Raw genomic sequence first — 25,302 nt, forward strand, 5'->3', positions numbered from 1 at the left:
AGATCTAGCTGCCGAGCTCAGCAGTAATGGCTGACAGCCTTGCAACATCGACTGCACTACGAATTCTTTCGCCATTAGATCGATCTTCGGCTGGAACACTCGCAATAATCTCTGCGGTATTAAGAGATTGTGCTTTTTGCATTGCCTGAATTAAGGGGTCCACATTCAAGCCAATGCGTTTAGCCAAGTCAAGCAAAGCTTGCGCGCGCTCTGGTTTGCGCCAGACATCGGCTCGATTGAACCAAGTTAATACACCTATAGCTTGATAGCTTCGACCTGCTAGGCTTGCAGTCTTTTCAATTAGTAAATTGAGTTCGCTAAATATTTCACTGAAATCGCGCACTTCATTTGGCATCTTTACACACTCTGCCCACGACCGAATTTCCATCGGAGACAAATGCATCAGGACAATTGCACAGCGCTCATCCAAACAACTATCTACTGAATGCAAGTGGGTGATCAATTCCTCACGATATTCTTCTTTGGCCAAATTGCTTGTGAGGGCTGATGGCAGTAATGTTTTAGCCGCGCCTGTATCTAGAAGCACTTGAAACATCCGCATTGGCTTGTGGGCTGTCAATCCTCTAGCCAACTCCTGCCAAATTCTTTCGGCAGAGAGCGCTAACAATTCATTGGATTGAACAATCTCTCGCAAGGCATCCATTGTTTCTGGCGCTACTATGAATTCCGGAAAGCGCGCTGCAAAACGGGCGATGCGCAATAGACGCAATGGGTCTTCCGCAAATGCATCTGAAACATGCCTGAATATTTTAGCTGCTAAATCTTGTTGGCCGTTGTATGGATCCAAGATAGGCCCAATCCGTTTTCCGTCAGCGCCCACCTCTTGTGCTATCGCATTGATCGTAAGATCGCGGCGCTCTAAATCTTGCTCCAGCGTGACAGTAGGATCTGCGTAAAACATAAACCCTTTATAGCCCTTGCCGGTTTTACGTTCAGTACGAGCTAGGGCATATTCCGCTTGGGTTTCTGGATGCAAGAAGACTGGGAAATCTTTTCCTACCGGACGATAACCCTGGGCAATCATCTCCTCAACACTGGAGCCAACAACTACGTAATCGATGTCGTGCATCGGCAAACCCATGAGGGTATCCCGAATAGCACCACCAACTGCATAGATCTTCATGTGATTACTGCATACCTTCTAACGTGCGACGACTAATACCGAATACTTTAGTCAACGCATCAACACTATTGAGCGGCAGAATATTGGGCAACTGCATTGAGGCAATATTGTCGCGCGACATTAAAGTCGGAACCGGCAAGAATTCAAATGCGAGTGCTTGTAGATATCCCACAAAGGCAGGAACAGGAATGATGGCGCATTTTGTGTTGACCTTACGCGCAGCAAACTCCACAATTTCTTTCATGGTGTAAACGGTGGGTCCCACCAAATCATAAGATTGATGAATAGTCGATGGCATCTTCAGAGCCATCGTAAAGGCGGTGGCTACATCATCCACGCTCACTGGCTGAAACTGCGCTCCAGAGTTTGCCAAAGGCATCGCTGGAAAAAGCTTGGTGAGTTTTTCGAACAAGTTAATGAATTGATCTTGTCCGCCAAAAATGACTGAGGGTCTAAAGATGGTCCAATCTAAATTGCTGGCTTTTACTGCAGCCTCGCCATCACCCTTGCTACGCTGATACATCGATGGGCCATTAGAATCCGCTCCTAATGCACTCATATGCAAGTAGCGCTTGAGGCCATTCATTTGCATGGCTGTAATGATATTTTTTGGCGGCTCGACATGAGCTGCCTGAAAAACTTTTCCATAAGGCACTGCAGGCTTATCATGCAATACGCCCACTAAGTTAATGACTGCACCGCTCGGCTTGATTCGTGAGCAAAGCTCTTGAAGGGAGTCAAACTCATGCACATCGGCATCCTCTAAATGCACCTTAGGCAGCATTCGTAATTCACGCGCAGCAGCTAGATGACGGGTAGGCAATAAAACAGAATAGCCTCCTGCTTGTAACTGAGCAGCCAAAACTCGACCCACAAAACCGTTACCGCCGATTAGCAGAATGTCATATTTCATAAAACTCCAGTGTGGTTGAAATGCTAAGGTAGCTCAGATGCGTTTGCTGCTTTAGGAGTGATTACTCCTAAGCGCTGCTTTAAAGACTGCGTCTGTCCATGCATCACTGATGAATAATACGTTGCATTGGCCAAAACATTTTTTACATAGGTTCGCGTCTCATTAAACGGAATGGTTTCTGCGAAGATCGCGCCCTCTGTTGGGCTTGTCAATTTTTCACGCCAAGTTTTTGAGCGGGAAGGTCCGGCGTTATAAGCTGCAGAAGCCAATACCCAAGAACCATCTAAATCCACCAAGACCATATTCAAATAATTACTACCTAAAGTTAAATTAGTATTGGTATCGGCAAGCTTGTCATTGGTATAGGAGGTCATCCCAATTTTCTTGGCCACATATTTAGCAGTATTTGGCATCACCTGCATCAAACCAGACGCGCCCACCGAAGAAGAGGCATTCATGATGAAGCGCGATTCTTGACGAATCAGCCCATAAGCCCAAGCCAAGTTCAAATCAATTTGCTTAGCAATTGGCGATAGCTCATCACGATACGGAGTTGGGTAGCGCAAGCTAAAGTCATGCTCTAGCTTGGTGCGATCCGCAGTATTCACAACCCGGTCATACAGACCAATACGCTTAGCGTACTCGGCAGAGGCTAGCAACTGTTTATCAGTCATGTTGCGCAATTCCCAATTCCAGTCTCGATTACCCTCAAAGCGCAAATTCATGGCATAAAAGCGTTCGCCCCTAATAAAGCCTTTACGCTGAGACATAGCTTCGATTTCTGCATCGCTGACTTTAGTGCGTGCAGGCGCATGATTCGATTTACCCAGATCTTCCCGCGCAAGTTGGCCATAAAAGTTGTACTGGTCAGCAACGAGCTCAAGATTCTCGCGTGCTTTTTCATTTTGGCCCTCGACCTTCAATGCGCGTGCATACCAATAAGTCCAAGCAGGGTCTTTGCTGCGTACTGTTGGATTCATACCCTCAATTGCATTCTTTACCAGCATCCAATCCTTGGCACGCAAGCCCGCTCGCACCTTCCACTCTTGACCTTCAGTAGAGAGAAGTTCGTTGTAACCCAGTTCTTGTTGAAAGCGATAGGCATCATCTGCGTTGGGATCTAGTTTTTTAGCGAGGAATTGCCCAATCACACCCCAAGCTACTGCCTGATTCTCTTTGCTATAACGAGACGCATTTTGTGAAAAATCTTTAAACGCTTTTGCAGGATCTGCTTTTGCTGCTTTCACAATGTCAGCAATGGGGTCTTCACCGCCTAAGCGGCGTGACATAGTGTCAAAACCCATCTCACTGGCAGCGCGGCCGATTGCCTTTGCTTCACTCAGCGTCATTCCTCCAGCACCAACTAGAGCAGGTACCAATTCTTGGCAAGCCTGACCGAAATAACGTGGGTCCAATAATATTGCGCGTGCATCAATTGCAACTTTGGTTGGATTCTCACCTTGAGCCAATTTAGACTGCAAGGAATAACATTTCACCTGAGTATCGTCATCCAAAACAAACTTGGGATATTCGACATCAAAGCGCGACCAATCTTTTCGCTTACCCAAAACGAGCAACCAATCATTGCGCATCCGATCAGCTAAAGCAGTGCCTTGGTACTGATTTAGAAAAGCTTGTACCTGAGAGTCTGCATTGCTCTCGGCCCGTGCACCACCAGCACTATCAAATAGCTGGGGCTTGATGCGGAAATAGGCTACGTAGTCTTCGTATGGGTAATTAGAGAGGCTAGCAGCTAAGGTTTGAGCGCGAGCTACGTCATTTCTTTTGGCAGCCTCACGCAATTCAATAAAAGTACGATCACCCTCAGTAATTTCAAAGGCTGAGATTCTGCTTTCTTTAGCGACAACAGCTTTCTTGGTCTTCTCTGCAGAAATGCTAGGCGCAGAAACTGCCAGGGCCAGAAATAGAATTCCGCCCACCGTTTTTTGCCAATCAATAAAAACATCAAACCTCTTTTTCACCGTCTTACCTTATCGATTTACTATATCTGTTAATTTTCGCCTGATAATGCTCTGTATGCACGGCAATTCTCCAAAAACGCTTCGGCAGGACTTGCTAGCCCAAAGAAAACAGTTTGTGGCCAGCGCAAGCTTTGCCCTGAAGAAAGCGGCAGTTTTGACTAATCTCGTCCGATTTATAGCGGATTGGGATGCCCACATTCAGTCGATTGCCTTGTATTGCCCCATACAAGATGAATTGGACGTAAGGCCCACTCTACTGGCCTGGGCTGACAGCAAGGCAGGCAAAACACTCGCCCTACCATTTGCACGCCAAGATAAACATTTGGATTTTTATGCCTGGCAAGAGGGTGACCTGCTGATTCCGAGTCGCCATGGCGTGCTGGAGCCTGACCCCAACAATCCTCGCAGACCTCAAGTCATGCCGGACTGCATCCTGATTCCCTGCGTAGGTTGGTCAGAATCTAGGGTGGGTGATAAAACGCATTATTGGCGACTGGGATATGGGGGCGGCTACTTTGACCGCACCTTAGCCCAGTTACGCAAAACCAAGCCAAACCTACTATGCGTAGGAATTGGCTTTAATTGGCAAAAATTAAATGCCCCTCAATGGCAGGCTCAAACACATGATGAGCCTTTAGATGCCATGCTGACTGAGTCAGGCTTACTTATTAAGACTTAGATTGTCTGCAATCGCTAAAACGGCATCTGCCTGATTCAGTGAATAGAAATGCAATCCTGGGGCGCCAGCAGTTAAGAGTTGATCGCAAAGATCACTAACCACCTCTTCACCAAAAGCACGAATTGAGACAGTGTCATCGCCATAAGACTGCAAACGCAATCGAATCCAACGCGGGATCTCCGCACCACAAGCGTCCGAAAAACGCAGCAACTGAGTGCTATTGGTAATCGGCATGATTCCAGCGATAACCGGCTGAGTAACACCCAAGTCATACGCCTCATCCACAAAGCGAAAGTAAGCATCGCTGTTATAAAAATATTGGGTTACTGCAGAATTAGCGCCAGCCTTCATCTTTTGCACAAAGAAATCCACATCCGTAGCAGGTGATTTAGCCTGTGGATGTGTTTCTGGATAAGCTGCCACATCAATATGAAACCAATCGCCGGTTTCAGCGCGAATAAATTCGACCAATTCATTGGCGTGATGGAACTCACCATACTGACCCATGCCAGATGGTAAGTCGCCACGTAAAGCCACAATCCGTTTAACACCTAATGCTTGGTATTGCTTCAACATCTCGCGCACGCTTTCACGTGAACTACCAACACAAGATAAGTGTGGCGCAACCGCAGCACCTGCAGCATGAATATCGCTCACGACTTTTAATGTGCCAGATTGAGTAGAGCCGCCGGCACCAAAAGTCACAGAATAAAAAGCGGGCTTGAGCGTCTCACTAAAACGCTCGCGCACGAGATGTAGCTTAGCTTCACCTTCAGGTGTTTTTGGAGGGAAGAATTCAACGCTTAATTCCATGATCTTGGGCCTGTATCTCTATTTCTCTATTGAACAATGTCTAGCAAGGATACAAATTAATAACGATAGTGGTCAGCCTTATAAGGGCCTTCCTTCGTTACACCAATGTACGAAGCTTGCTGATCAGACAATACTGTCAACTGTGCATTGAGTGTCTTGAGCTGCAAACGCGCAACCTTCTCATCTAAGTGCTTAGGCAATGTATAAACACCGATTGGGTATTTATCTGTGCCAACTGCATTCCACAATTCGATCTGCGCAATTACTTGGTTTGCAAATGAAGAGCTCATTACGTATGAAGGATGTCCAGTGCCGCAACCGAGGTTAACCAAACGACCTTTGGCCAAGATGATGATGCGCTTCTCAGGATTGCCATTGGCTGCTGGGAAAATCACATGATCTACTTGTGGCTTGATCTCTTCCCACTTGTACTTCTCGATACCAGCAACATCAATCTCGTTATCGAAGTGGCCAATGTTACAAACAATGGCTTGGTTCTTCATCTTGATCATGTGGTCATGTGTAATCACATGGTAGTTACCGGTTGCAGAAACAAAGATGTCCGCTTTATCGGCAGCGTAATCCATTGTGACAACACGGTAGCCTTCCATCGCCGCTTGTAATGCGCAGATTGGATCTACCTCAGTCACCCAAACTTGAGCAGATAAAGCACGCAAGGCTTGTGCTGAACCTTTACCCACGTCGCCGTAACCGCAAACAACAGCAACCTTACCCGCAACCATCACATCGGTAGCGCGCTTGATCGCATCAACCAAAGACTCGCGGCAACCATAGAGGTTATCGAACTTGCTCTTAGTAACAGAGTCGTTCACGTTAATGGCCGGGAACTTCAAATCACCCTTAGCAAACATCTGATACAGACGATGAACGCCAGTAGTGGTTTCTTCAGTAACGCCTTTGACTTTTTCTAGGCGTGTGGAGTACCAAGTTGGGTCTTGCGCCAATTTATTTTTGATCGCAGCAAATAAAATAGTTTCTTCTTCGCTAGTTGGGTGATTCAAGCAGGCTTGATCTTTTTCAGCGCGTGCACCGAGGTGCAATAACAAAGTAGCATCGCCACCGTCATCCAAAATCATGTTGGTGAAGCCGCCATCCGCCCACTCAAAAATGCGGTGGGTGTAATCCCAGTACTGCTCAAGAGTTTCACCCTTGATCGCAAATACCGGCGTGCCGTTAGCGGCAATCGCTGCAGCGGCGTGATCTTGAGTCGAGAAAATATTGCAAGATGCCCACTGCACTTCAGCACCGAGAGCTTCTAAAGTCTCAATCAATACTGCAGTTTGAATGGTCATGTGCAATGAACCAGTAATACGTGCGCCGCGCAGTGGCTGTTGTGATGCGAACTCATCACGAATGGCGATAAGGCCAGGCATTTCAGTTTCTGCAATGGCAATTTCTTTTCGGCCAAAGTCAGCCAAAGAAATATCGGCAATAGCGCAACGGGTTGCTACAAAGTTGTTTAAATCGGAAACGGTACTCATGAATGCTCCAGCTAAATACGATCCAATGCTGGAGTAGAAACTCGCTAGCCATTGAATCATGGGTTAGCGAGCGCAGTTGCAATTAGCAAACTCTGGGGTTACCTAGGAGTTCACTCCCTTCAAGCCTGGGGAAACGCTGGTTCTCAGCATTCCTTGCAACGCTCCTTGAAGGTATGGCGAAATTGTAATCAATTTCGCCATATTTCGCCTCAATACCACTACATACTGCAAATTTACTACCTAGAAAGCAGATTACAAGCCAGCAGCTGCACGTAATGCAGGCGCCTTATCGCACTGCTCCCAAGTAAATTCTGGTTCTTCACGACCAAAGTGGCCATAGGCAGCGGTCTTGCGATAAATCGGACGCAAGAGGTTCAACATCTTGACGATGCCTTTTGGACGCAAATCAAAATGCTCTGATACCAGTTGAGCAATCTTTTCATCAGAGATCTTGCCAGTACCGAAGGTGCTCACCATGACTGAGGTCGGCTTAGCAACACCAATCGCATAAGAGATCTGAATCAAGCACTTACTTGCTAAACCAGCAGCAACTATGTTCTTTGCTACATAACGTCCAGCGTAGGCAGCAGAGCGGTCAACTTTAGAAGGATCTTTACCCGAGAACGCGCCACCACCATGAGGGGCTGCACCTCCGTAGGTATCCACAATGATCTTACGACCTGTCAGACCACAATCGCCTTGCGGGCCGCCGATAACAAATCGACCTGTTGGGTTTACCAAGAAGTTAATCGCACCTTTAATCAAATGCTTAGGCAACACTGGCTTGATGATTTCTTCGATAACGGCCTCACGCAATTTCTCGAGAGAGATTTCTTCATCATGCTGCGTAGAGAGCACAACAGTATCAATAGAATCGGGTTTGCCATCCACATAACGCAATGTCACCTGGGACTTCGCGTCTGGGCGCAACCAGTTCAAACGGCCGTCACGGCGCAATTGAGATTGACGCTCTACCAAGCGGTGTGACAAATGGATTGGCAAAGGCATGAGCTCGGTAGTTTCATCACAGGCATAACCAAACATCAAACCTTGGTCTCCAGCGCCCTGGTCTAAACCGTCGTCATGTGCCTTGTCTACGCCCTGAGCGATATCAGGGCTTTGCTTGTCATAGGCCACCAATACCGCACAGCCTTTGTAATCAATGCCGTAATCAGTGTTGTCGTAACCAATTTCACGCAAAGTATTACGGGCAACTTGGATGTAATCCACGTTCGCGTTTGTAGTGATCTCACCAGCCAGAACAACTAAGCCGGTATTACACAAAGTTTCAGCAGCAACACGTGCTGTTGGATCCTGAGCCAGGATTGAATCCAGGATGGCATCAGAGATTTGGTCTGCTACTTTATCGGGGTGACCTTCAGAAACGGATTCTGAGGTAAAGAAGTAATCGTTTGCCATTGCATATTCCTTTAAAAAATTAACACGATCTATGGGACAACTCGACGTGCCAGGAACTACAACGGCGACGCTTTAGCAGAATTTATGAATCGCCCTGCAAGTTGCCTTAACTCAGCGATGGTGCAATTCTATCCTAAAAACGCCTTATTCATCAAGCTGCACAGGAAATTTGGCCCTACTGCCCGTATTGAATATCATTAGAGGGTGCCTAAACTCTTTCTCAAGCTAACCCTCGCAGCAATTGCGGTATTGCCCTTATTCCTAGTTCAGGTAATTGGGGCTGCTTTAGGGGTATTGGCTTATGTTGGCTCCAAACAATATCGCTCACTCTTCCGCCCTCAATACGAGGCAGTAGTTAACAACCATCATTTGCCTCTGCAAATCTGGAGTGCAGCAGCAGCCTCAGGACAACTCCTTTCAGACAGTCTGTGGATTTGGAGAAATCCAAAAAAAGCCCTCAAACTAGTGGAGGTTCAAGACTGGGATCTAGTTGAGGATGCAATTAACGAAGGTCATGGCCTTGTGATGCTCACACCCCACTTAGGTGGCTTTGAGATTATTCCCCGCGTACTAGCCCAGCACTTCCCGGCTACCATCCTCTATCGCCCATCCCGCCAAGAATGGCTCAACGAGGTAGTTGAAGAGGGTCGCGCTTATCCCAATATGCATTTCGTACCCACCAATCTGCATGGTGTTCGTCAAATGACGCGAGCCCTAACTCGTGGTGAAGCTATCGGCATTCTTCCCGATCAAGTGCCTAGTGGTGGCGAGGGAGTGTGGGTGCCCTTCTTTGGGCGCCCTGCCTACACAACCCCGCTACCCGCACGTCTAGCAAATCGGAACAACACGCCCGTCGTGATGTTTACCGCCAAGCGCAAAGGGCTTGGTAAAGGCTGGCTCATGCAAGCCAAGAGATTGCCGCCGCTTTCTGAAGATTCCGCACTCGCAGCTGCCGAGCTCAACGTCGCCATTGAAAATGCGATCTTGGTAGCGCCCAACCAATTCATCTGGGCCTACAACCGTTACAAACATCCCACTGGAGCAGAGTTACCCCCAAGCAATTAGTTAATAAATTTATAATTTGTTAGACATGACCTGGCTACAAAACGTTTTTAATTTTCTGGCGCTCAATCTGCTGCGCCTATTTGCCTTTCTGCCTTATACCCTCACCCTCCATTTCGGCTATGGCCTAGGCTGGCTAGCCGCCCATATTCCCAACGAGCGTGCCAAGGTTGTCAAAACCAACTTACGCTTATGCTTCCCCGATTTGAGTGACAAACAAATTGATGCGCTGGCACTAGAACACTGGAAATTATTTGGGCGCAGCGTGATTGAGAGAAGTCGGATTTGGCTTGGTAGTGGCAAACAGATTACTGACATCGTGACCATTAACTCCTCAATTACCTTGGGTGATTGCAAACCTCGCCTTTTAATCAACCCTCACTTTGTAGGACTCGAGGGTGGCTTCATGGCACTCTCCGCTTTAGCCAGTCAGCATGATTGGCCACGCGGCGCGGGCCTCTACCAAAACATGAAGAATCCTTTCTTTAATCAAAAGATGATTGAATGGAGAAATCGCTTTGGTGGAAAATCCATTGAAAGACAAAGTCGTTTGCGCGACTTGATTCGGGAGATCCAGACAGGCAACTTTATCTTTATTGCCCCCGATATTGACCTTGGGCCGCGTGACTCTGTTTTTGTACCCTTCTTTGGCATTCAGACCAACACGATTACTTCGGTCTCCCGCTTGGCAAGACTTAGCGGTGCAGAAGTCTGCCTCATGACCACCACTTTGAATCCTGACCGCAAGGCCTACACCTGCAACATCAGCGAGCCACTTCCCAATTTTCCAACGGATGATGTTGAGGCAGATACTGCACGTCTGAACAAATACATTGAAGACCTTGTTCGCAAAAGACCGGCAGAGTACTATTGGGTACATAAACGCTTTAAACATCGGCCGCCTGGCGAGCCCAGTCTTTACAACTAATTGGAATTCTTTTGAGTACGAATTTAAGCAAGCCCACACGCAAACTACGCTTCACCAAAATGCATGGTGCTGGCAATGATTTCATTGTGCTCAATGGTATTGATCAAGACCTCAGCGACATCACTCGCGAACAATGGCAAAAACTAGCCCATCGCCAATTTGGTATCGGCGCCGATCAAATTCTCCTGGTGGAAAAAGCAACGCGCCCAGATGCCGATTTTCGTTATCGGATTTTCAATGCTGACGGCGGTGAAGTTGAACAGTGTGGCAATGGCTCAAGGTGCTTCGTACGCTTTGTACTCGATCAGGGTCTATCAACAAAAAATCCTTTACGCGTTGAAGTGGCACATACCGTACTCACACTAAGCTCTCATGATGATGGCCAGGTGGAAGTGAATATGGGTGCACCGATTTTTGAGCACGGCCAAATTCCATTTAATGCGAGTGGCCTAGCTAGCAAGCAAGAGTTTCATGAAATGCTTTATGCCCTTCCTATCGAAACGCCAGCGACTCACGACAGTTGGATTGGGGTCGTATCGATGGGCAATCCACATGCCGTACAAGTAGTGGGTGATGTGGAAAGCGCGCCTGTATTAGAAGAAGGTCCATCCATCGAAAGGGATGCGGCATTCCCCAAGAGGGTCAATGCCGGCTATATGCAGATTCTCAATCGCAATGAAATTAAGTTGCGCGTTTATGAGCGCGGTGCTGGCGAGACTCTCGCTTGTGGTACCGGTGCATGCGCTGCAGTGGTCTCAGGCATTCGTCGTGGCTCACTTGACTCACCGGTCACAGTACATACTCGCGGCGGTGATTTACAAATTGCTTGGGGCGGCGTGATCAATGAAGTTGCTCAGCCCGTCATCATGACTGGACCGGCGATTACTGTATTCGAAGGCGAGACAACAATCTAAAGGGTGAAACTGTTGCAGTCCCTGTAATCGCTCTTTAGATTAAATGCCGTACTTCTCGCGATAAGCTTTTACAGCGGGCAAATAATTCGTTAACTCGGTATTGCTTGAGGCGGTTAAGAAAGCCATCAAGTCTGCCAAGTTCGCAATGGCCACAACTGGCAAGCCAAACTCTTCCTCTACAGCTTGCACGGCCGACTTCTCGCCAATCTCCGTAGCAGTCCCTGACTTCTCCATACGATCCAAGGCAATTAATACTGCCGCTGGCTCTGCACCTGCATCCCGAATCAATTGAACAGACTCTCTAACGGAAGTTCCAGCAGAAATCACATCATCAATAATGACCACCCTGCCTTTGACTGGAGCGCCCACTAAAGAGCCCCCTTCACCGCGATCCTTGACTTCTTTACGGTTGTAGGCATAAGGCACATTGCGGCCAGCATCAGCCAAAGCGATTACAGTAGCAGCGGCCAAAGTAATGCCTTTATATGCTGGCCCATAAAGCATGTCGTATTCGAGGCCAGACTCTTGCAAGGCCTTGGCGTAGTAACGGCCCAAGGCGCTTAAACGGGCGCCATCATTAAACCCGCCCGCATTAAAGAAATAAGGAGAAAGGCGTCCCGCTTTGGTTTTAAACTCCCCAAACGACAAAACATTTGCCTCTAAGGCAAACTGGATAAAGTTATCTTGATTAGAATTTTTTGAGCTCATAGGTCTATATGTTACGCATCATTTCTGCCAACCTCAACGGTATCCGCTCTGCGGTCAAAAAAGGCTTTCTGCCATGGGTGGCCAAGCAAAAAGCGGATTTCGTTTGCATGCAGGAATTAAAGGCTCAGCAGGATGATCTCGAGGATGCCATCCTCAATCCAGATGGCCTGCATGGCTTCTTTCATCATGCCGAGAAAAAGGGCTATAGCGGTTGCGGCATCTACACCCCACATAAACCTGACGAGGTGCTCTATGGCTACGGGAATGCGGAGTTTGATGCTGAAGGTCGCTACGTAGAAGCCCGCTTCAAAAAGCTATCCGTCATCTCGGTGTATATGCCATCAGGCTCTAGCTCGCCAGAAAGACAAGAGGCTAAATATCGTTATCTAGACTCTTTCTTGCCACACTTAGTTGAACTCAAAAAGTCAGGGCGCGAGATTGTGCTGTGTGGAGACGTCAATATTGCCCATCAGGAGATTGACCTCAAGAACTGGAAAGGCAACCTCAAGAACTCGGGATTTTTACCGGAAGAGCGTGCTTGGCTGACAAACCTATTTGGCAAAGGCGGTTACGTAGACGTCTATAGAAAGCTAGAGCCCGAGGCCACTGATGCCTGTTACACCTGGTGGAGTAATCGCGGTCAAGCGTATGCAAAGAATGTGGGCTGGCGCATCGACTACCACCTCACCACTCCAGGAATTGCGGCAAGCGCTAAAAGTACGGCTGTATATAAAGATGAGCGCTTCTCAGATCATGCACCACTCACCGTGGATTACGACTGGTCTATTTAACGACTTGTGCGTCGTGCTTTTTAAACTCGACCACCTTGAAGTGAATAGTGAGCCAAATCAGAATTAATACCGGTGCACCAATAATTGCGGTACTAATAAAAAAGTTTGAGTACCCAAAGTTATTTACAAAGACGCCTGAAAATCCAGCCAGCCACTTTGGCAATAAGAGCATCATCGAACTAAATAATGCGTACTGCGTTGCGGAGTACTGAATATTTGTCAGCGCCGATAAGAATGCAATAAAAGCAGCTGAAGCAATTCCGGAACTCAAATTGTCAGCAGAAATTACCCAGATCAAGCCATTCAAGTCATGACCCTGAGTGGCAAGCCAAGCAAATAACACATTGCTCACGGCCGATAAAATCGCGCCCAAGAACAAAATGCGCATCACCCCGAAGCGCAATGTGAGTACGCCACCAACGAAAGCGCCAACCAATGTCATCACCACACCAAAGACCTTGCTCACTGCCGCAACCTCATCTTTGGTGTAACCCATATCCACATAAAAAGGATTGGCCATAATACCCATCACTACATCGCTAATGCGATAGATGGCAATTAAGGACAAAATCAAAATAGCGTGCCAACCATAGCGCTTAATAAAGTCTGCAAACGGCTCAATCAAAGTTTGGTGTAGCCATGCTTTAGCATTGCGGGCTTTTGCGAGTTCAACACGCACTGGCTCTTTACTAAATAAAGTAGTGATCACGCCAACACTAATTGATAGCGCCATACAGAGATAGGCAAATTGCCAAGCACTTGCATCATAGGTATTAGTGCTAGCTTCAGCACGAGCCGCCAACCATAGAACACCAGCACCAGACCAGATCAATGCGAGGCGATAACCCGTTTGATAGGTTGCTGCCAATGCTGCTTGATGATCGCTATCTGCTGACTCAATTCGGAAAGCATCCAAAGCAATGTCCTGTGTTGCAGAACCAAAAGCGACTAGGAGTGCACACCACACAATCGGTGTGAGCTGAGCCTGAGGATCAATGCTGGCCATGCCCACTAGACCAAGAACAATCAGCAACTGTGCAAAAAGTAGCCAGCTGCGCCTTCTGCCAAATAATGTTGACAATAAGGGAATGGGTAAGCGATCCACTAAAGGAGCCCACATCCACTTAAACGCGTAGATCAAGCCAACCCAAGTGAGATAACCAATAGTACTGCGATCAATGCCCGCCTCTCTTAGCCAAAAGCTCAGTGTTCCCAAAATGAGAAGTAGCGGCAGACCTGCAGAGAAACCCAAGAAGAGCATTCGGAGACAAGGCCATTCGAGATAAACCCGAAAATCATTTAGCCAGGACTGGAGCTTACTAAGCACGTCGGACGCGGAACAGCGCTAAGCTTCCAAAAAGATTGGGCATCAAAGTGACTTGTCGACCTTCATGCAAGATGCATTGATCCAGAATCTGTAAACCCAAGCTAGAGGCTAACTTTTCAAAATCCGCCACTGTGAGCACGCGCACGTTAGGTGTGTTGTACCACTGGTATGGCAAGCTCTTAGAAACGGGCATGCGGCCAAAGCCAACGGCTAGACGATGAGACCAATGGCCAAAGTTTGGGAAAGAAACAATCGACTCCTTGCCAACCCGCACCACTTCACGCAAGATTTTTTCAGTTTCATGAATGGTTTGAAGTGTTTGCGAGAGTACTACCATATCAAAGCTATTGTTCTCAAACAATGCTAAACCGCCCTCTAAGTTCTGTTGAATGACATTCAGGCCTTTTTGCACGCAAGAGAGTACACGAGCATCATCAATCTCAACACCATAGGCATGTACTGGTTTTTGTCTTTGCAAATACTCTAAGAAGCTGCCATCACCGCAACCGAGGTCGAGCACTTCACTATTCGGTGCAATCCAGTTCGCTATTGCGGCAAAGTCTGCACGCATCATGATTTGGCCTCTAGCATTTGTTCGAAATAAGCACGAATCAGATTGTGATAGCGCGGATCATCTAACAAGAAAGCGTCGTGGCCGTGTGGTGCATCAATTTCTGCATAACTGACTTCACTCTTATTACTAAGTAAAGATTCCACAATCTCACGACTACGATTTGGCGGGAAACGCCAATCGGTAGAAAAACTCACCACCAAGAACTTGGCCTGCACTTCAGCCAGGGCGCGATTCAAGCTGCCTTCATAACGACGAGAAGGATCAAAATAATCTAGTGCTCTAGTAATCAACAAATAGGTGTTGGCATCAAAGTAGGTAGAAAACTTATCGCCCTGATGGCGCAAATAACTTTCAACCTCAAATTCGACATCAAAGCTAAAGCGATAGTCTTGAGATTCGCCATGCGGTCTTTGTAGCTCGCGCCCAAACTTTTCTGCCATGTCATCGTCAGATAAATAGGTGATATGCCCAACCATGCGAGCCAGCTTTAGACCACGCTTCGGCACCACACCATGCTCGTAGTAATTGCCCCCATGAAAATCAGGGTCAGACAAAATAGCATTGCGTGCCACTTCATTAAAGGCAATATTCTGAGCACTGAGTTTGGGAGTGGAGGCTATCACCAAGCAATGGACCAAGCGTTTTGGAAACTGGATTGCCCAAGCTAATGCTTGCATGCCACCCAAGCTTCCACCCATTACTGCAGCAAAACGGCGAATGCCTAACTTGTCCGCTAAGCGCGCCTGGGTATTTACCCAATCCTCAACGGTAATGACAGGAAAATCTGCGCCGTACTGCTTGCCGCTAGCCGGATTAATGCTCTTTGGCCCAGTAGATCCAAAACAAGAGCCCAAATTATTGACGCCAACAACGAAGAAGTGATCTGTATCTACCGGCTTGCCTGGTCCAATCATGTTGTCCCACCAACCAATATCGCTAGCGTCATCGGGATTGGCGCCAGCTACATGGTGCGACGCATTTAGGGCATGACACACCAACACAGCATTACTTTTATCGGCATTGAGCTTGCCGTAAGTTTCAATCACTAAATCGTAGCCAGATAAGATGGCGCCACTCTGCAAAGGCAAAGGCTCGGCAAAGTGGATAGTGTTTCTAGAGAGGTGTAGCTCGCTCATTCTGATAGAAGAATGCGAAGGCTGATATCAGAGGCTTCAGTTGGAAGCTTCTTGAAGCCGCTACGCGCAAAACGATGCCAACGGCCCAAGACATAACTCATCAACATTGCCGCCCGAATACTGACTTCCTCTTGGTTTACGTTTGCCCATGCACCACCCTGGGTTTGAGCAATACGTAAAGCCTGCTTTAACGATGCTTCAACACGATCAAGCACTTGAGTAATGCGCTCTTGTAAGCGATCATCCTCTTGCAATAAAGCGTCGCCCAAAAGCACGCGAGTCATACCGGGATTCTTTTCTGCGAAGAATAGAAGCATCTGCAAAATGCCACGAGCCTGCGCAAGCCCAGACTCTTCCTTTTGATTAATCTGATTAATCAGACCAAAAACCGTTTGCTCGATAAATGAGATTAGCCCCTCAAACATTTGCGCTTTACTAGCGAAATGACGATAGAGCGCTGCTTCTGAAACCTGGATTTTTGCAGCCAATGCTGCAGTCGTTACGCGCTCACCCTTGGGGTTTTGCAACATCTCTGCCAATACCTGCAAAATCTGGAGGCGACGCTCGCCAGGGCGTGGGCGCTTGCGCGTCTTACCCTCATCCGCAATAGCAGATTCGATCTCTGATGAATTAGGGTCTAAAGAATCGCGCATGGTTATATTTCTTGTTCGACTCTTAACGCGAGCGAATCATCGTTCCAAAGGCCTGCTCAGTCAGAATCTCCAGCAATAAGGAGTGCTCAATTCGTCCATCAATAATGTGAACTGAATTCACGCCGCTCTTTGCCGCATCTAATGCTGAAGAAATCTTTGGCAACATGCCACCAGAAATCGTGCCATCAGCAAATAAGCCGTCAATCTCACGTGCAGTCAGATCTGTTAAGAGCGTGCCATTCTTGTCCATCACACCCGGGATGTTCGTCATCATGACTAACTTCTCGGCATGCAAAATTTCTGCCATCTTGCCAGCCACCAAGTCAGCGTTAATGTTGTACGCCTGACCTTCTTCACTAAATCCAATTGGAGAGATCACCGGAATAAAGGCATCGTCTTGCAATGCTTTTACTACTGCTGGATTAATTGCCTCGATCTCACCAACAAAGCCTAAGTCAATCGTTCCGCCGGCGTTCTTTTCGTCGGCGACCAACATCTTCTTCGCACGAATCAAGCCACCATCTTTTCCAGTGAGGCCTACTGCCTGACCGCCAAAGTGGTTAATCAACATCACGATGTCTTGCTGCACTTCTCCACCGAGAACCCACTCCACCACTTCCATGGTTTCTTCATCGGTAACACGCATACCCTGAATAAACGTACCGGTCTTGCCAATCTTTTTCAAGGCTTCATCAATTTGCGGTCCGCCGCCATGCACTACTACTGGATTCATACCAACCAGTTTGAGCAAAATGACATCGCGGGCAAAACTTTCTTTGAGGCGCTCTTCCACCATAGCGTTTCCGCCGTACTTAATCACAATGGTTTTACCGTGATACGCGCGAATGTAAGGCAAAGCCTCGGCCAAAATCTCCGCCTTCAGTAAAGGGGAGATTTCGCTAATAGATGGGGATTGCTTGGTCATTGCTACTTTTATATTCGGTCTAGTAAGTTAATCGCCAAACAACTTCTGACGAAGTTCGCGACGCTCTTGCGCCTCGAGAGATAGGTTGGCTGTTGGGCGGGCAATTAAACGATTTAAACCAATCGGCTCACCCGTCTCTTCGCACCAACCATAGTCACCAGATTCAATACGGGCTAAGGCTTGCTCTACTTTTTTCAACAGCTTGCGCTCACGATCGCGGGTACGCAATTCGAGGGCATGCTCCTCTTCAATTGTTGCGCGATCAGCAGGATCGGGAACTAAAATATTTTCGCGAAGATGCTCAGTGGTCTCCGAGGCATTCTTCAAAATGTCATTCTTTAAAGTCAACAGCTTCTGGCGGAAAAAATCTAGCTGACCAGCATTCATATAGTCCTTTTCGGACATCTTGAGTAATTCAGCCTCTGTTAAAGGGGCACCTTTAACAACCTTAACGCTTGCAGCCTTACTAGGAGCTTTTGCTGTAGTCGCAGATTTCGTTGGTGTTTTTACCGTCATTTCATTCTTTCCATGGATTTGAACCATTATTGCTTCATTCTGCCAAAGTTTTACAGCCCTTTTGCCAATATTTATCAATATTGACTGTGGCGCCGGATTTTACTTTAAATTCCCTAAGCCAAACAGCCCTCAAGCCCAGCTAGCAAGGTGTCTTTAGGTAAATCGATGCCAATAAAGACCATGCGGGTTTGCTTGGGCTCCGCACCCCATAAGCCAGCCATATCACTGCCCATCATCTGATGTACGCCCTGAAACACCACTTTTCGGTTACTGCCCTTCACATAGAGCACGCCTTTATAGCGCAGCATCTTCTCGCCAAAGACCTCCAAAATGCCGCCCAGGAAGTCCTCTAATTTTTTATGATCAAAGGGTTTATCACTACGAAAAACGAAGGATTGGATGCGGTCGGTATGGCCTGCATGACCATGGTGATCGTGACTATGGTCATGACCGCAGGTACTGTGATCATGATGGTCATGGCTATGATCATGGTCATCTTGCTCTAAAAAATGGGGGTCAATATCGAGTTTGGCGTTCAAATTAAAGCCTTTGAGGTCCAAAACTGCATCCAAAGGCACCACCCCTTTTGAGATTCCCTGAATCGGCGCACGGGGATTCATGTGCATTAAACGATTGCGCAAGACATCTACTTCTGCAGGAGTCACCAAATCAGTCTTGGTGATGAAGATTTGGTCAGCAAAACCAACCTGACGTTGCGCCTCTTCATGCTCAGTCAGCTGTTGCGGGCCATGCTTAGCATCCACCAGGGTGACTACAGCGTCCAAAACATAGTGATCCGCTACGTCATCGTCCATAAAGAAGGTTTGGGCCACAGGGCCTGGATTGGCGACGCCGGTCGTCTCAATGACTACGCGCTCAAAACTAATTTTTTTATCCCGGCGCTGTTCCCAAAGCGCATTTAGCGCTTCGACCAAGTCGCCACGAATCGTGCAGCAAATACAGCCATTGCTCATTTGCACAATATTCTCTTGATTGTCCTGAACCAAGATGTCGTTATCGATATTCTCTTCGCCGAACTCGTTCTCGATCACGGCAATTTTTTTGCCGTGCTGCTCTGTCAGGATATGTTTGAGCAAAGTCGTTTTGCCACTACCCAAAAAGCCCGTGAGAATTGTTACCGGAATTAACGCCATCATTGATCCTATCAAAATCTATCAATACACTCCCCAAATGGGAAACCTCATATCTTACCGAGTTCCTCAGCCCTTGCCAGCCTTTGCGCGCGGATGCGCTTTGTCATATGCCTGTGCTAAGTGCTGAAAATCTAAAGAGGTGTAAATCTGGGTGCTGGCAATGCTGGCATGCCCCAGCATCTCTTGGACCGCCCGCAAATCTTGTGAGGACTGCAAAACATGGCTTGCAAAGCTGTGACGCATCATATGGGGGTGCACATGGGTTGGAAGACCCGCCCGCATCGCCAAGGTGCGTAACCGCGCCTGAACGGTCCGAGGAGACAAGCGCGCGCCCGTCGCTGAGATGAATAAAGCAATGGAGTCCTGGACTAGTTCAGCCTGATCCCGTAACTCACGCCAAGTTTTTAAGGATCTCATGGCGGGTCCGCCAATGGGAACTGAACGACGTTTTCCGCCCTTGCCCAAAACAGTGACTTCTGCCGCGTCCCAATCTAGCCAGCCAGCAGACTCATGTTGGCGATCTTTGCTCTGCATCACATCAATGCCCAAGAGCTCTGATAAACGCAGGCCTGAGGAGTACAGCAAATCAATGATGGCGGCATCACGCACTGTTTCCAGATCTTTCTTTTCTTCAGCCTCTTTGACCGCTTGATTCACCAAAGAAAGCGCCTGCTCAACTGACAGCGCTTTCGGCAGAGACTTCAAGCGCTTTGGCGCTTTCACATCATCCACTGGATTAGCAATCAAATTTGCAGTGGCTCGTCCTGCTTGCGCATCACGGCGTGCATCTTTCTCAGTTAGCCAGTCATACCAGCCACGCCAAGCCGACAGCGCTCTTGCGATTGTGCGTGAAGATTTGCCCTTGGAATGCAAGCGGCCAGCCCAACGACGTACATGTGCGTTAGAAACCCTCAATAGCTCTACAGAATCCTCTGTCGCAAATGCCTGGAGCTCGCTCAAGTCCATTCGATACGCTTTGAGCGTATGGGGTGAAAGCTGCCTTAATACATGCAACTCGTGCAAATACTCTTGCACCAGGGGATGTAGATCAGCTGGCGCTTGGCTCATAAGCTTGGATACGATCCAAAGCTGCAGCGGTTAATTCAGCAATCTGACGCAAATAAAAGGCGCCCATGTCTGCTGTAAAGCGGGTTTCATCTTTGCTTGCCAAGAGAAGCACTGCTGGTGACTGAACAGCTCCAATACTTTTTCCTAATGGCAAGCCAATGGCCACCATGCTTTGCCATTCAGAATCGATGGTGACTTGCGTCGCGAGTAAATCCACGCTAGCCGATGCCAACTCTTTTGCGGAACCACATAAAGGTGTATCGACCCACGGACCGAAAGCAGAATTCGGCGACAAAAGTTGCGCCGACTCTACCTCAAATACTTCTGCTAAGCCTGCAGTTACCGCAGCCTCGACATCTGCCTTGGTATTGGCGCCCATTAGGCGGAGCAGCCAAGCCACCAAACTTTGTTGGGTTTTGTCATTGCGACTTCCAAAGTGCAGCATCTCACTTAAGCGGCGATTGAGCTCTTGATTTTGTGTGCGCAACAACGTCATCTGACGCTCTTGCAAGGAGATCGCACGATCTTCATGCGGATGCTTTAAACGAATTTCATTCAAGAGATTGGCATAACGCTCAAAGAAGCCAGGGGTTGCGCGCAACCATTCTGCTACCAACTCTTCTTGTTCAGCCTGCTTAGGATCGATTGCGCTCATCTATGTCTTTCTCGCTTATTTTCTTATTTAACTTTTTAGCTCAACTTTTTACGAAGCAGCTCATTGACTTGGCCTGGATTGGCCTTACCTTGTGAGGCCTTCATAATTTGACCAACCAAAGCATTGAAGGCTTTTTCTTTGCCAGAGCGGAACTCTTCAGCCGACTTCTCATTAGCCGCCAACACGGTATCAATGATGGCTTCTAATGCGCCACTATCGCTGATTTGTTTCAAACCTTTTGCATCAATTACTTGATCAACCGTGCTGATGGCTTTGCCTGCGACAGCCTCTTCCCACAAAATCGCAAAGATATCTTTAGCAATCTTGTTGGAAATAGTGCCGTCAGCTACGCGAGTGAGTAGTGGTGCCAAATGCTCTGCTTTTAAAGGTGCATCCACTGTGGCAATGCCTGCGCGATTGAGTGATGAAGCAAACTCACCTGCAATCAGGTTGGCCGCGGCTTTTGCTAGCGACTTGCCAACAATAGCGAGCAACTCTTCAAATACTTTGGCGGTATCTCGATCTTGCGTAAGCAATTGCGCATCGTAAGCACTTAAACCAAACTCGCTTTGCCATTGTTCGCGAAGCTGCGCTGGCAGTGCGGGCATCTTGCTACGCACATCAGCAATCCATGCCTCATCAATGACAACTGGCAGCAAATCTGGATCAGGGAAATAACGATAGTCGTTAGCATCCTCTTTACTACGCATGCTGCGAGTTTCTTGGCGATCAGGATCATACAAACGGGTCTCCTGAACAACTGTGCCGCCATCCTCAATTAATTCAATTTGTCGGCGCACTTCATATTGAATGGCCTCTTCCAAAAAGCGGAAGGAATTTAAGTTCTTGATTTCGCAACGAGTACCAAACTCTGCCTGCCCCATAGGACGAACAGATACGTTGGCATCACAGCGGAAGGAGCCCTCTTGCATATTTCCGTCACATACACCAAGCCACACTACCAGAGTATGTAAAGCCTTGGCGTAAGCAACTGCCTCGGCTGCACTACGCATGACTGGCTCGGTCACAATTTCTAGCAAGGGAGTGCCGGCACGATTTAAATCGATGCCACTGGATGCCTCGCCATGCGGACCCAGGAAACCCTCTTCATGAACAGACTTGCCCGCATCCTCCTCCATGTGGGCACGTGTGAGCTCAACTACCTTCAACTGATCGCCAACCAAAATCTCCAAATGGCCACCAACGACTACAGGGAGCTCCATCTGACTAATCTGATAACCCTTAGGTAAATCAGGATAAAAATAGTTCTTGCGAGCAAAAATACTTGCCGGTGAAATCTTGGCATTCACTGCCAAACCAAAACGAATGGCATGCTCAACGGCTTGGCGATTCAGAACTGGCAGTACACCAGGCAAGGCTAAATCTACCGCACAAGCTTGGGTGTTTGGGCCTGCGCCAAAGCGTGTGCTGGCACCGCTAAAAATTTTTGATTGCGTTTGTAACTGCGCGTGGGTCTCTAGACCAATAACGACTTCCCACTGCATCATGCCACCTCGCTTGCTTGACGCAAATGCCAGTCACTGGCCTGCTGGTATTGATGGGCAACCTGCAGTAGACGCGCTTCTGAAAAATAATTGCCAATCAACTGCATGCCAATCGGTAAATTGTTTGCATTAAATCCGCAAGGGACGCTCATCGCCGGCAAGCCGGCTAAGTTTGTTGAAAGCGTATAGATATCTTCTAAATACATCTGCACAGGATCTTTTGATTTTTCCCCTAGGCGCCATGCAACGTCAGGAGCAACGGGGCCCAAAATCACATCGCATTTATCAAATGCCGCCTGGAAATCTGCAGCGATAATGCGACGAATTTTTTGCGCTTGCAAGTAATAGGCGTCGTAATAGCCATGGCAGAGTACATAAGTACCAATCAAAATCCGACGCTTTACTTCAGCACCAAAACCTTCTGTACGAGACTTTTTGTACATATCCGATAAGTCGCGATATTCATTGGCGCGATGTCCGTAGCGCACACCATCAAAACGACTCAAATTACTTGACGCTTCAGCTGGTGCCAATACGTAATACACCGGAATGGAGAGCTTTGTTTTTGGGAGGGTGACCTCAACTAAGCTTGCGCCTAAATCTTGCAAGGCGGTAGCAGCAGCATTGACAGCCACGGCTACGTCTTGAGCCAAGCCTTCTGCAAAGAATTCTTTTGGCAGGCCAACGCGCAATCCCTCTAAAGGCTTCGCTGGATTGGCATTGCCTTCTTTCCAGGATTGGCTGAGATAGCGACCATAGTCCTCGCCAGAATCTGCCAAGGAAGTGGAGTCACGAGGATCGTGGGAAGACATCGCCGTTAGGAGCAAAGCGCAATCTTCTGCTGTTTTGCCCATTGGGCCAGCTTGGTCTAAAGATGAGGCATAGGCGATCATCCCGTAACGAGAAACGCGCCCATAACTAGGTTTTATGCCAGTTAAGCCACAAAATGCAGCCGGCTGACGTATGGAGCCGCCAGTATCAGTACCTGTGGCAATCGGGGCTAATCCTGCTGCTACCGCAGCTGCAGAACCGCCTGATGAACCACCGGCAACGTATTCTGAATTCCAGGGATTTAAGACTGGTCCATAGGCTGAATTCTCATTGGATGAGCCCATAGCAAACTCATCCATATTGGTCTTGCCAAGGCAAACCATACCGGCACCATTTGGGTTGAACTCATCTGGAATTCCAAGATTTGAGACTACTGTCGCATCAAAAGGACTGAGGTAACCCTCAAGCATTTTGGATGCGGCTGTCGACTTCCAGCCGCGCGTCACAAAGACATCTTTGTGGGCAACGGGGATGCCGGTCAATTTACCGCCATTACCAGTGGCCAATATAGCATCTGCTTTAGCAGCTTGCTCTAAACTTAAGTGAGCACTTACATCAAGAAATGCATTCCAGCGTTTTCCTGCCTCAATGCGGTCTAAAAAGTATTTTGTCAGCTCGGTACTAGAGACCTCTTTAGCAGCCAAAGCTTTTGCCATCAAGGCAATCGGGGTTTGACTCCAGCTCATTCGATCACCCTGGGAACTAAGAAATAGCCCTCCTGCTCGGCAGGGGCAGATTGCATGTTTTCGGCGCGATGGTCAGATTCTGTAACGGCATCTGGACGCAAAGGCTGTGCCAAATCGCGCAAAAAGAGAATGGGGTGAGCCAAGGGCGCAAGGCCACTTGTGTCGACAGCCTGCATCTCCTCAACTAGGGCAAAAACAGCCTGTAATTGCGGCAAAACAGCCTCGGCTTCTGCCTGACTTAACTCAAGACTAGAAAGGTGCGCAATGCGCTGGACATCATCAAGTTTCATGGGGCGCTAGAGTATCATTCCTATATATATTTTTTAACACTTACTTATTTTCCCACTACATCATGTTTGGTTTTTTCCGCAGCTACTTTTCTAATGACCTGGCCATCGACCTAGGTACCGCTAACACCTTAATTTACATGCGTGAACGGGGTATTGTGCTTGATGAACCCTCAGTTGTCGCAATTCGCACCGAAGGCGGCCCAAATGGCAAAAAAACCATTTTGGCAGTTGGAAAAGAAGCGAAAGCCATGTTGGGGCGCGTTCCTGGAAATATTGAGGCCATTCGCCCCATGAAAGACGGTGTTATTGCCGATTTCACGATTACAGAGCAAATGCTCAAGCAATTCATCAAATTGGTTCATGAGAGCAAGCTTTTAAAGCCCAGCCCACGCATTATCATTTGCGTTCCTTGTGGCTCTACTCAAGTTGAGCGTCGTGCGATTCGCGAATCTGCTTTAGGCGCAGGTGCATCACAAGTATTCCTGATTGAAGAGCCAATGGCTGCTGCGATTGGTGCAGGCTTACCCGTTTCTGAAGCGGCGGGTTCGATGGTCGTCGACATCGGCGGCGGCACAACTGAAGTTGGCGTGATGTCATTAGGTGGCATGGTTTACAAAGGCTCCGTTCGTGTTGGCGGCGATAAGTTTGACGAAGCCATCGCCAATTACATTCGTCGTAACTACGGCATGTTGATCGGCGAACAAACAGCCGAGTTGATTAAGAAAACAATTGGCTCTGCGTTCCCAGGTCAAGAAGTACGCGAGATGGAAGTAAAGGGTCGCAATCTTTCCGAAGGTATCCCACGTAGCTTCACTGTGACAAGTAATGAAGTTCTCGAAGCCCTGACTGATCCATTAAATCAAATCGTGACTGCAGTGAAAGCGGCCTTGGAACAAATTCCTCCTGAGCTCGCATCTGACATCGCTGAGCGCGGCATGATGCTGACCGGTGGTGGCGCTTTATTGCGTGACCTTGATCGCTTGCTGCTCGAAGAAACGGGTCTGCCTATTCATGTTGCAGAAGATCCTCTCACTTGCGTCGCTCGTGGTTGCGGCATAGCCCTAGAGCGCATGGACAAGCTGGGCGGCGTGTTCTCACAAGAGTAATTGACTTAAGCGTCGATTAGG

The 25,302-nt window shown here is 48.0% G+C and carries 25 protein-coding genes and 1 riboswitch; of the genes, 6 read left to right on the forward strand and 19 right to left on the reverse strand.

Annotation, left to right across the window (positions count from 1 at the left end):
* Positions 1-4: 4 nt before the first annotated feature.
* From ICN12_RS00965 to ICN12_RS00975, 3 genes are read right to left on the reverse strand one after another with little or no spacing between them, the layout of a single operon-like run.
* Positions 5-1,144, reverse strand: a complete 1,140-nt coding sequence (locus ICN12_RS00965; RefSeq protein WP_216270160.1) for a tRNA nucleotidyltransferase/poly(A) polymerase-related protein — start codon at positions 1,142-1,144, stop codon at positions 5-7.
* Positions 1,145-1,148: 4 nt separating this feature from the next.
* Entirely contained in the window at positions 1,149-2,057 is a 909-nt protein-coding gene (locus ICN12_RS00970; RefSeq protein WP_216270162.1) for a complex I NDUFA9 subunit family protein, read from the reverse strand.
* Between the two features lie 23 nt (positions 2,058-2,080).
* Positions 2,081-3,997: a lytic transglycosylase domain-containing protein gene (locus ICN12_RS00975; protein WP_370624912.1), complete on the reverse strand. Its 1,917-nt coding sequence runs from the start codon at positions 3,995-3,997 to the stop codon at positions 2,081-2,083.
* A 97-nt stretch (positions 3,998-4,094) separates the two neighbouring features.
* Here ICN12_RS00975 and ICN12_RS00980 point away from each other — a divergent pair, with 97 nt between their 5' ends.
* The gene (locus tag ICN12_RS00980; RefSeq protein WP_255537628.1) at positions 4,095-4,718 is read left to right on the forward strand and encodes a 5-formyltetrahydrofolate cyclo-ligase; all 624 of its coding nucleotides are present in this window, start codon (positions 4,095-4,097) and stop codon (positions 4,716-4,718) included.
* Here ICN12_RS00980 and metF read toward each other — a convergent pair.
* The 3 genes from metF to metK form a co-directional block, all read right to left on the reverse strand.
* Positions 4,701-5,531, reverse strand: a complete 831-nt coding sequence (gene metF / locus ICN12_RS00985) for a methylenetetrahydrofolate reductase [NAD(P)H] (protein ID WP_216270166.1) — start codon at positions 5,529-5,531, stop codon at positions 4,701-4,703. The two genes, ICN12_RS00980 and metF, sit on opposite strands and share 18 nt — an antisense overlap.
* A 56-nt stretch (positions 5,532-5,587) precedes the next feature.
* Complete coding sequence (ahcY, locus tag ICN12_RS00990; protein ID WP_216270168.1) at positions 5,588-7,033, reverse strand: adenosylhomocysteinase; 1,446 nt, start codon at positions 7,031-7,033, stop codon at positions 5,588-5,590.
* Between the two features lie 61 nt (positions 7,034-7,094).
* Positions 7,095-7,206, reverse strand: a riboswitch (S-adenosyl-L-homocysteine riboswitch).
* A 79-nt stretch (positions 7,207-7,285) separates the two neighbouring features.
* Positions 7,286-8,452, reverse strand: a complete 1,167-nt coding sequence (metK, locus tag ICN12_RS00995) for a methionine adenosyltransferase (RefSeq protein ID WP_216250005.1) — start codon at positions 8,450-8,452, stop codon at positions 7,286-7,288.
* A 204-nt stretch (positions 8,453-8,656) separates the two neighbouring features.
* Here metK and ICN12_RS01000 point away from each other — a divergent pair, with 204 nt between their 5' ends.
* From ICN12_RS01000 to dapF, 3 genes are read left to right on the forward strand one after another with little or no spacing between them, the layout of a single operon-like run.
* Positions 8,657-9,517, forward strand: a complete 861-nt coding sequence (locus tag ICN12_RS01000; protein WP_216270169.1) for a lysophospholipid acyltransferase family protein — start codon at positions 8,657-8,659, stop codon at positions 9,515-9,517.
* Positions 9,518-9,542: 25 nt separating this feature from the next.
* The gene (locus ICN12_RS01005) at positions 9,543-10,442 is read left to right on the forward strand and encodes an LpxL/LpxP family acyltransferase (RefSeq protein ID WP_216270172.1); all 900 of its coding nucleotides are present in this window, start codon (positions 9,543-9,545) and stop codon (positions 10,440-10,442) included.
* A 59-nt stretch (positions 10,443-10,501) separates the two neighbouring features.
* The gene (gene dapF / locus ICN12_RS01010) at positions 10,502-11,356 is read left to right on the forward strand and encodes a diaminopimelate epimerase (protein WP_216270238.1); all 855 of its coding nucleotides are present in this window, start codon (positions 10,502-10,504) and stop codon (positions 11,354-11,356) included.
* Between the two features lie 39 nt (positions 11,357-11,395).
* On the opposite strand, the gene pyrE is transcribed toward dapF, so the two are convergent.
* Positions 11,396-12,064: an orotate phosphoribosyltransferase gene (pyrE, locus tag ICN12_RS01015; RefSeq protein ID WP_216270173.1), complete on the reverse strand. Its 669-nt coding sequence runs from the start codon at positions 12,062-12,064 to the stop codon at positions 11,396-11,398.
* A gap of 8 nt (positions 12,065-12,072) precedes the next feature.
* Between pyrE and ICN12_RS01020 the strand changes: the two genes are divergently transcribed.
* Positions 12,073-12,855, forward strand: a complete 783-nt coding sequence (locus ICN12_RS01020; RefSeq protein WP_216270175.1) for an exodeoxyribonuclease III — start codon at positions 12,073-12,075, stop codon at positions 12,853-12,855.
* Here ICN12_RS01020 and ICN12_RS01025 read toward each other — a convergent pair.
* The 12 genes from ICN12_RS01025 to gatC form a co-directional block, all read right to left on the reverse strand.
* Positions 12,848-14,182, reverse strand: coding sequence for an AmpG family muropeptide MFS transporter (locus tag ICN12_RS01025; RefSeq protein WP_370624911.1), 1,335 nt, complete (start codon positions 14,180-14,182; stop codon positions 12,848-12,850). The two genes, ICN12_RS01020 and ICN12_RS01025, sit on opposite strands and share 8 nt — an antisense overlap.
* Positions 14,175-14,756: a methionine biosynthesis protein MetW gene (gene metW, locus ICN12_RS01030; RefSeq protein WP_216270178.1), complete on the reverse strand. Its 582-nt coding sequence runs from the start codon at positions 14,754-14,756 to the stop codon at positions 14,175-14,177. Before metW ends, ICN12_RS01025 begins: the two co-directional genes overlap by 8 nt.
* Positions 14,753-15,892 (reverse strand): homoserine O-succinyltransferase MetX, encoded by a 1,140-nt coding sequence (metX, locus tag ICN12_RS01035; protein ID WP_216270179.1) that lies wholly within the window; start codon positions 15,890-15,892, stop codon positions 14,753-14,755. Before metX ends, metW begins: the two co-directional genes overlap by 4 nt.
* The gene (gene slmA / locus ICN12_RS01040) at positions 15,889-16,545 is read right to left on the reverse strand and encodes a nucleoid occlusion factor SlmA (protein ID WP_216270181.1); all 657 of its coding nucleotides are present in this window, start codon (positions 16,543-16,545) and stop codon (positions 15,889-15,891) included. The genes metX and slmA overlap by 4 nt, the downstream gene beginning before the upstream one ends.
* A gap of 22 nt (positions 16,546-16,567) precedes the next feature.
* The gene (gene argB / locus ICN12_RS01045; protein ID WP_216270182.1) at positions 16,568-17,470 is read right to left on the reverse strand and encodes an acetylglutamate kinase; all 903 of its coding nucleotides are present in this window, start codon (positions 17,468-17,470) and stop codon (positions 16,568-16,570) included.
* Between the two features lie 27 nt (positions 17,471-17,497).
* Complete coding sequence (dksA, locus tag ICN12_RS01050; RefSeq protein ID WP_216270240.1) at positions 17,498-17,875, reverse strand: RNA polymerase-binding protein DksA; 378 nt, start codon at positions 17,873-17,875, stop codon at positions 17,498-17,500.
* Between the two features lie 224 nt (positions 17,876-18,099).
* On the reverse strand, positions 18,100-19,143 hold the full coding sequence (locus tag ICN12_RS01055; RefSeq protein ID WP_216270184.1) for a CobW family GTP-binding protein: 1,044 nt from the start codon (positions 19,141-19,143) through the stop codon (positions 18,100-18,102).
* A gap of 63 nt (positions 19,144-19,206) precedes the next feature.
* Positions 19,207-20,208, reverse strand: coding sequence for a tyrosine recombinase XerC (locus ICN12_RS01060; protein ID WP_216270185.1), 1,002 nt, complete (start codon positions 20,206-20,208; stop codon positions 19,207-19,209).
* On the reverse strand, positions 20,189-20,863 hold the full coding sequence (locus ICN12_RS01065) for a DUF484 family protein (protein WP_216270187.1): 675 nt from the start codon (positions 20,861-20,863) through the stop codon (positions 20,189-20,191). The genes ICN12_RS01060 and ICN12_RS01065 overlap by 20 nt, the downstream gene beginning before the upstream one ends.
* 35 nt (positions 20,864-20,898) lie before the next feature.
* Positions 20,899-22,368 (reverse strand): Asp-tRNA(Asn)/Glu-tRNA(Gln) amidotransferase subunit GatB, encoded by a 1,470-nt coding sequence (gene gatB, locus ICN12_RS01070; protein ID WP_216270241.1) that lies wholly within the window; start codon positions 22,366-22,368, stop codon positions 20,899-20,901.
* Positions 22,368-23,885 (reverse strand): Asp-tRNA(Asn)/Glu-tRNA(Gln) amidotransferase subunit GatA, encoded by a 1,518-nt coding sequence (gene gatA, locus ICN12_RS01075; protein WP_216270189.1) that lies wholly within the window; start codon positions 23,883-23,885, stop codon positions 22,368-22,370. The genes gatB and gatA overlap by 1 nt, the downstream gene beginning before the upstream one ends.
* Positions 23,882-24,175 carry an Asp-tRNA(Asn)/Glu-tRNA(Gln) amidotransferase subunit GatC gene (gene gatC, locus ICN12_RS01080; RefSeq protein WP_216270191.1) on the reverse strand — a complete coding sequence of 98 codons (294 nt, stop codon included), beginning with the start codon at positions 24,173-24,175 and terminating at the stop codon, positions 23,882-23,884. The genes gatA and gatC overlap by 4 nt, the downstream gene beginning before the upstream one ends.
* Before the next feature lie 62 nt (positions 24,176-24,237).
* Here gatC and ICN12_RS01085 point away from each other — a divergent pair, with 62 nt between their 5' ends.
* Entirely contained in the window at positions 24,238-25,281 is a 1,044-nt protein-coding gene (locus ICN12_RS01085) for a rod shape-determining protein (RefSeq protein WP_216270193.1), read from the forward strand.
* Positions 25,282-25,302 lie beyond the last annotated feature (21 nt).

Origin of the sequence: Polynucleobacter sp. AM-25C3 (assembly GCF_018882335.1) — a bacterium.
Taxonomy (GTDB): Bacteria; Pseudomonadota; Gammaproteobacteria; order Burkholderiales; family Burkholderiaceae; genus Polynucleobacter.

Excerpts from the sequence above, each read along its gene's own strand:
- ICN12_RS00965 (WP_216270160.1), bottom strand. The coding sequence starts at position 1,144 with ATGAAGATCTATGCAGTTGGTGGTGCTATTCGGGATACCCTCATGGGT.
- ICN12_RS00970 (WP_216270162.1), bottom strand. The coding sequence starts at position 2,057 with ATGAAATATGACATTCTGCTAATCGGCGGTAACGGTTTTGTGGGTCGA.
- ICN12_RS00980 (WP_255537628.1), top strand. The coding sequence starts at position 4,095 with ATGCACGGCAATTCTCCAAAAACGCTTCGGCAGGACTTGCTAGCCCAA.
- metF (WP_216270166.1), bottom strand. The coding sequence starts at position 5,531 with ATGGAATTAAGCGTTGAATTCTTCCCTCCAAAAACACCTGAAGGTGAA.
- ahcY (WP_216270168.1), bottom strand. The coding sequence starts at position 7,033 with ATGAGTACCGTTTCCGATTTAAACAACTTTGTAGCAACCCGTTGCGCT.
- metK (WP_216250005.1), bottom strand. The coding sequence starts at position 8,452 with ATGGCAAACGATTACTTCTTTACCTCAGAATCCGTTTCTGAAGGTCAC.
- ICN12_RS01005 (WP_216270172.1), top strand. The coding sequence starts at position 9,543 with ATGACCTGGCTACAAAACGTTTTTAATTTTCTGGCGCTCAATCTGCTG.
- dapF (WP_216270238.1), top strand. The coding sequence starts at position 10,502 with ATGCATGGTGCTGGCAATGATTTCATTGTGCTCAATGGTATTGATCAA.
- pyrE (WP_216270173.1), bottom strand. The coding sequence starts at position 12,064 with ATGAGCTCAAAAAATTCTAATCAAGATAACTTTATCCAGTTTGCCTTA.
- ICN12_RS01020 (WP_216270175.1), top strand. The coding sequence starts at position 12,073 with ATGTTACGCATCATTTCTGCCAACCTCAACGGTATCCGCTCTGCGGTC.
- metW (WP_216270178.1), bottom strand. The coding sequence starts at position 14,756 with ATGATGCGTGCAGACTTTGCCGCAATAGCGAACTGGATTGCACCGAAT.
- metX (WP_216270179.1), bottom strand. The coding sequence starts at position 15,892 with ATGAGCGAGCTACACCTCTCTAGAAACACTATCCACTTTGCCGAGCCT.
- slmA (WP_216270181.1), bottom strand. The coding sequence starts at position 16,545 with ATGCGCGATTCTTTAGACCCTAATTCATCAGAGATCGAATCTGCTATT.
- argB (WP_216270182.1), bottom strand. The coding sequence starts at position 17,470 with ATGACCAAGCAATCCCCATCTATTAGCGAAATCTCCCCTTTACTGAAG.
- dksA (WP_216270240.1), bottom strand. The coding sequence starts at position 17,875 with ATGTCCGAAAAGGACTATATGAATGCTGGTCAGCTAGATTTTTTCCGC.
- ICN12_RS01055 (WP_216270184.1), bottom strand. The coding sequence starts at position 19,143 with ATGATGGCGTTAATTCCGGTAACAATTCTCACGGGCTTTTTGGGTAGT.
- ICN12_RS01060 (WP_216270185.1), bottom strand. The coding sequence starts at position 20,208 with ATGAGCCAAGCGCCAGCTGATCTACATCCCCTGGTGCAAGAGTATTTG.
- ICN12_RS01065 (WP_216270187.1), bottom strand. The coding sequence starts at position 20,863 with ATGAGCGCAATCGATCCTAAGCAGGCTGAACAAGAAGAGTTGGTAGCA.
- gatB (WP_216270241.1), bottom strand. The coding sequence starts at position 22,368 with ATGCAGTGGGAAGTCGTTATTGGTCTAGAGACCCACGCGCAGTTACAA.
- gatA (WP_216270189.1), bottom strand. The coding sequence starts at position 23,885 with ATGAGCTGGAGTCAAACCCCGATTGCCTTGATGGCAAAAGCTTTGGCT.
- gatC (WP_216270191.1), bottom strand. The coding sequence starts at position 24,175 with ATGAAACTTGATGATGTCCAGCGCATTGCGCACCTTTCTAGTCTTGAG.
- ICN12_RS01085 (WP_216270193.1), top strand. The coding sequence starts at position 24,238 with ATGTTTGGTTTTTTCCGCAGCTACTTTTCTAATGACCTGGCCATCGAC.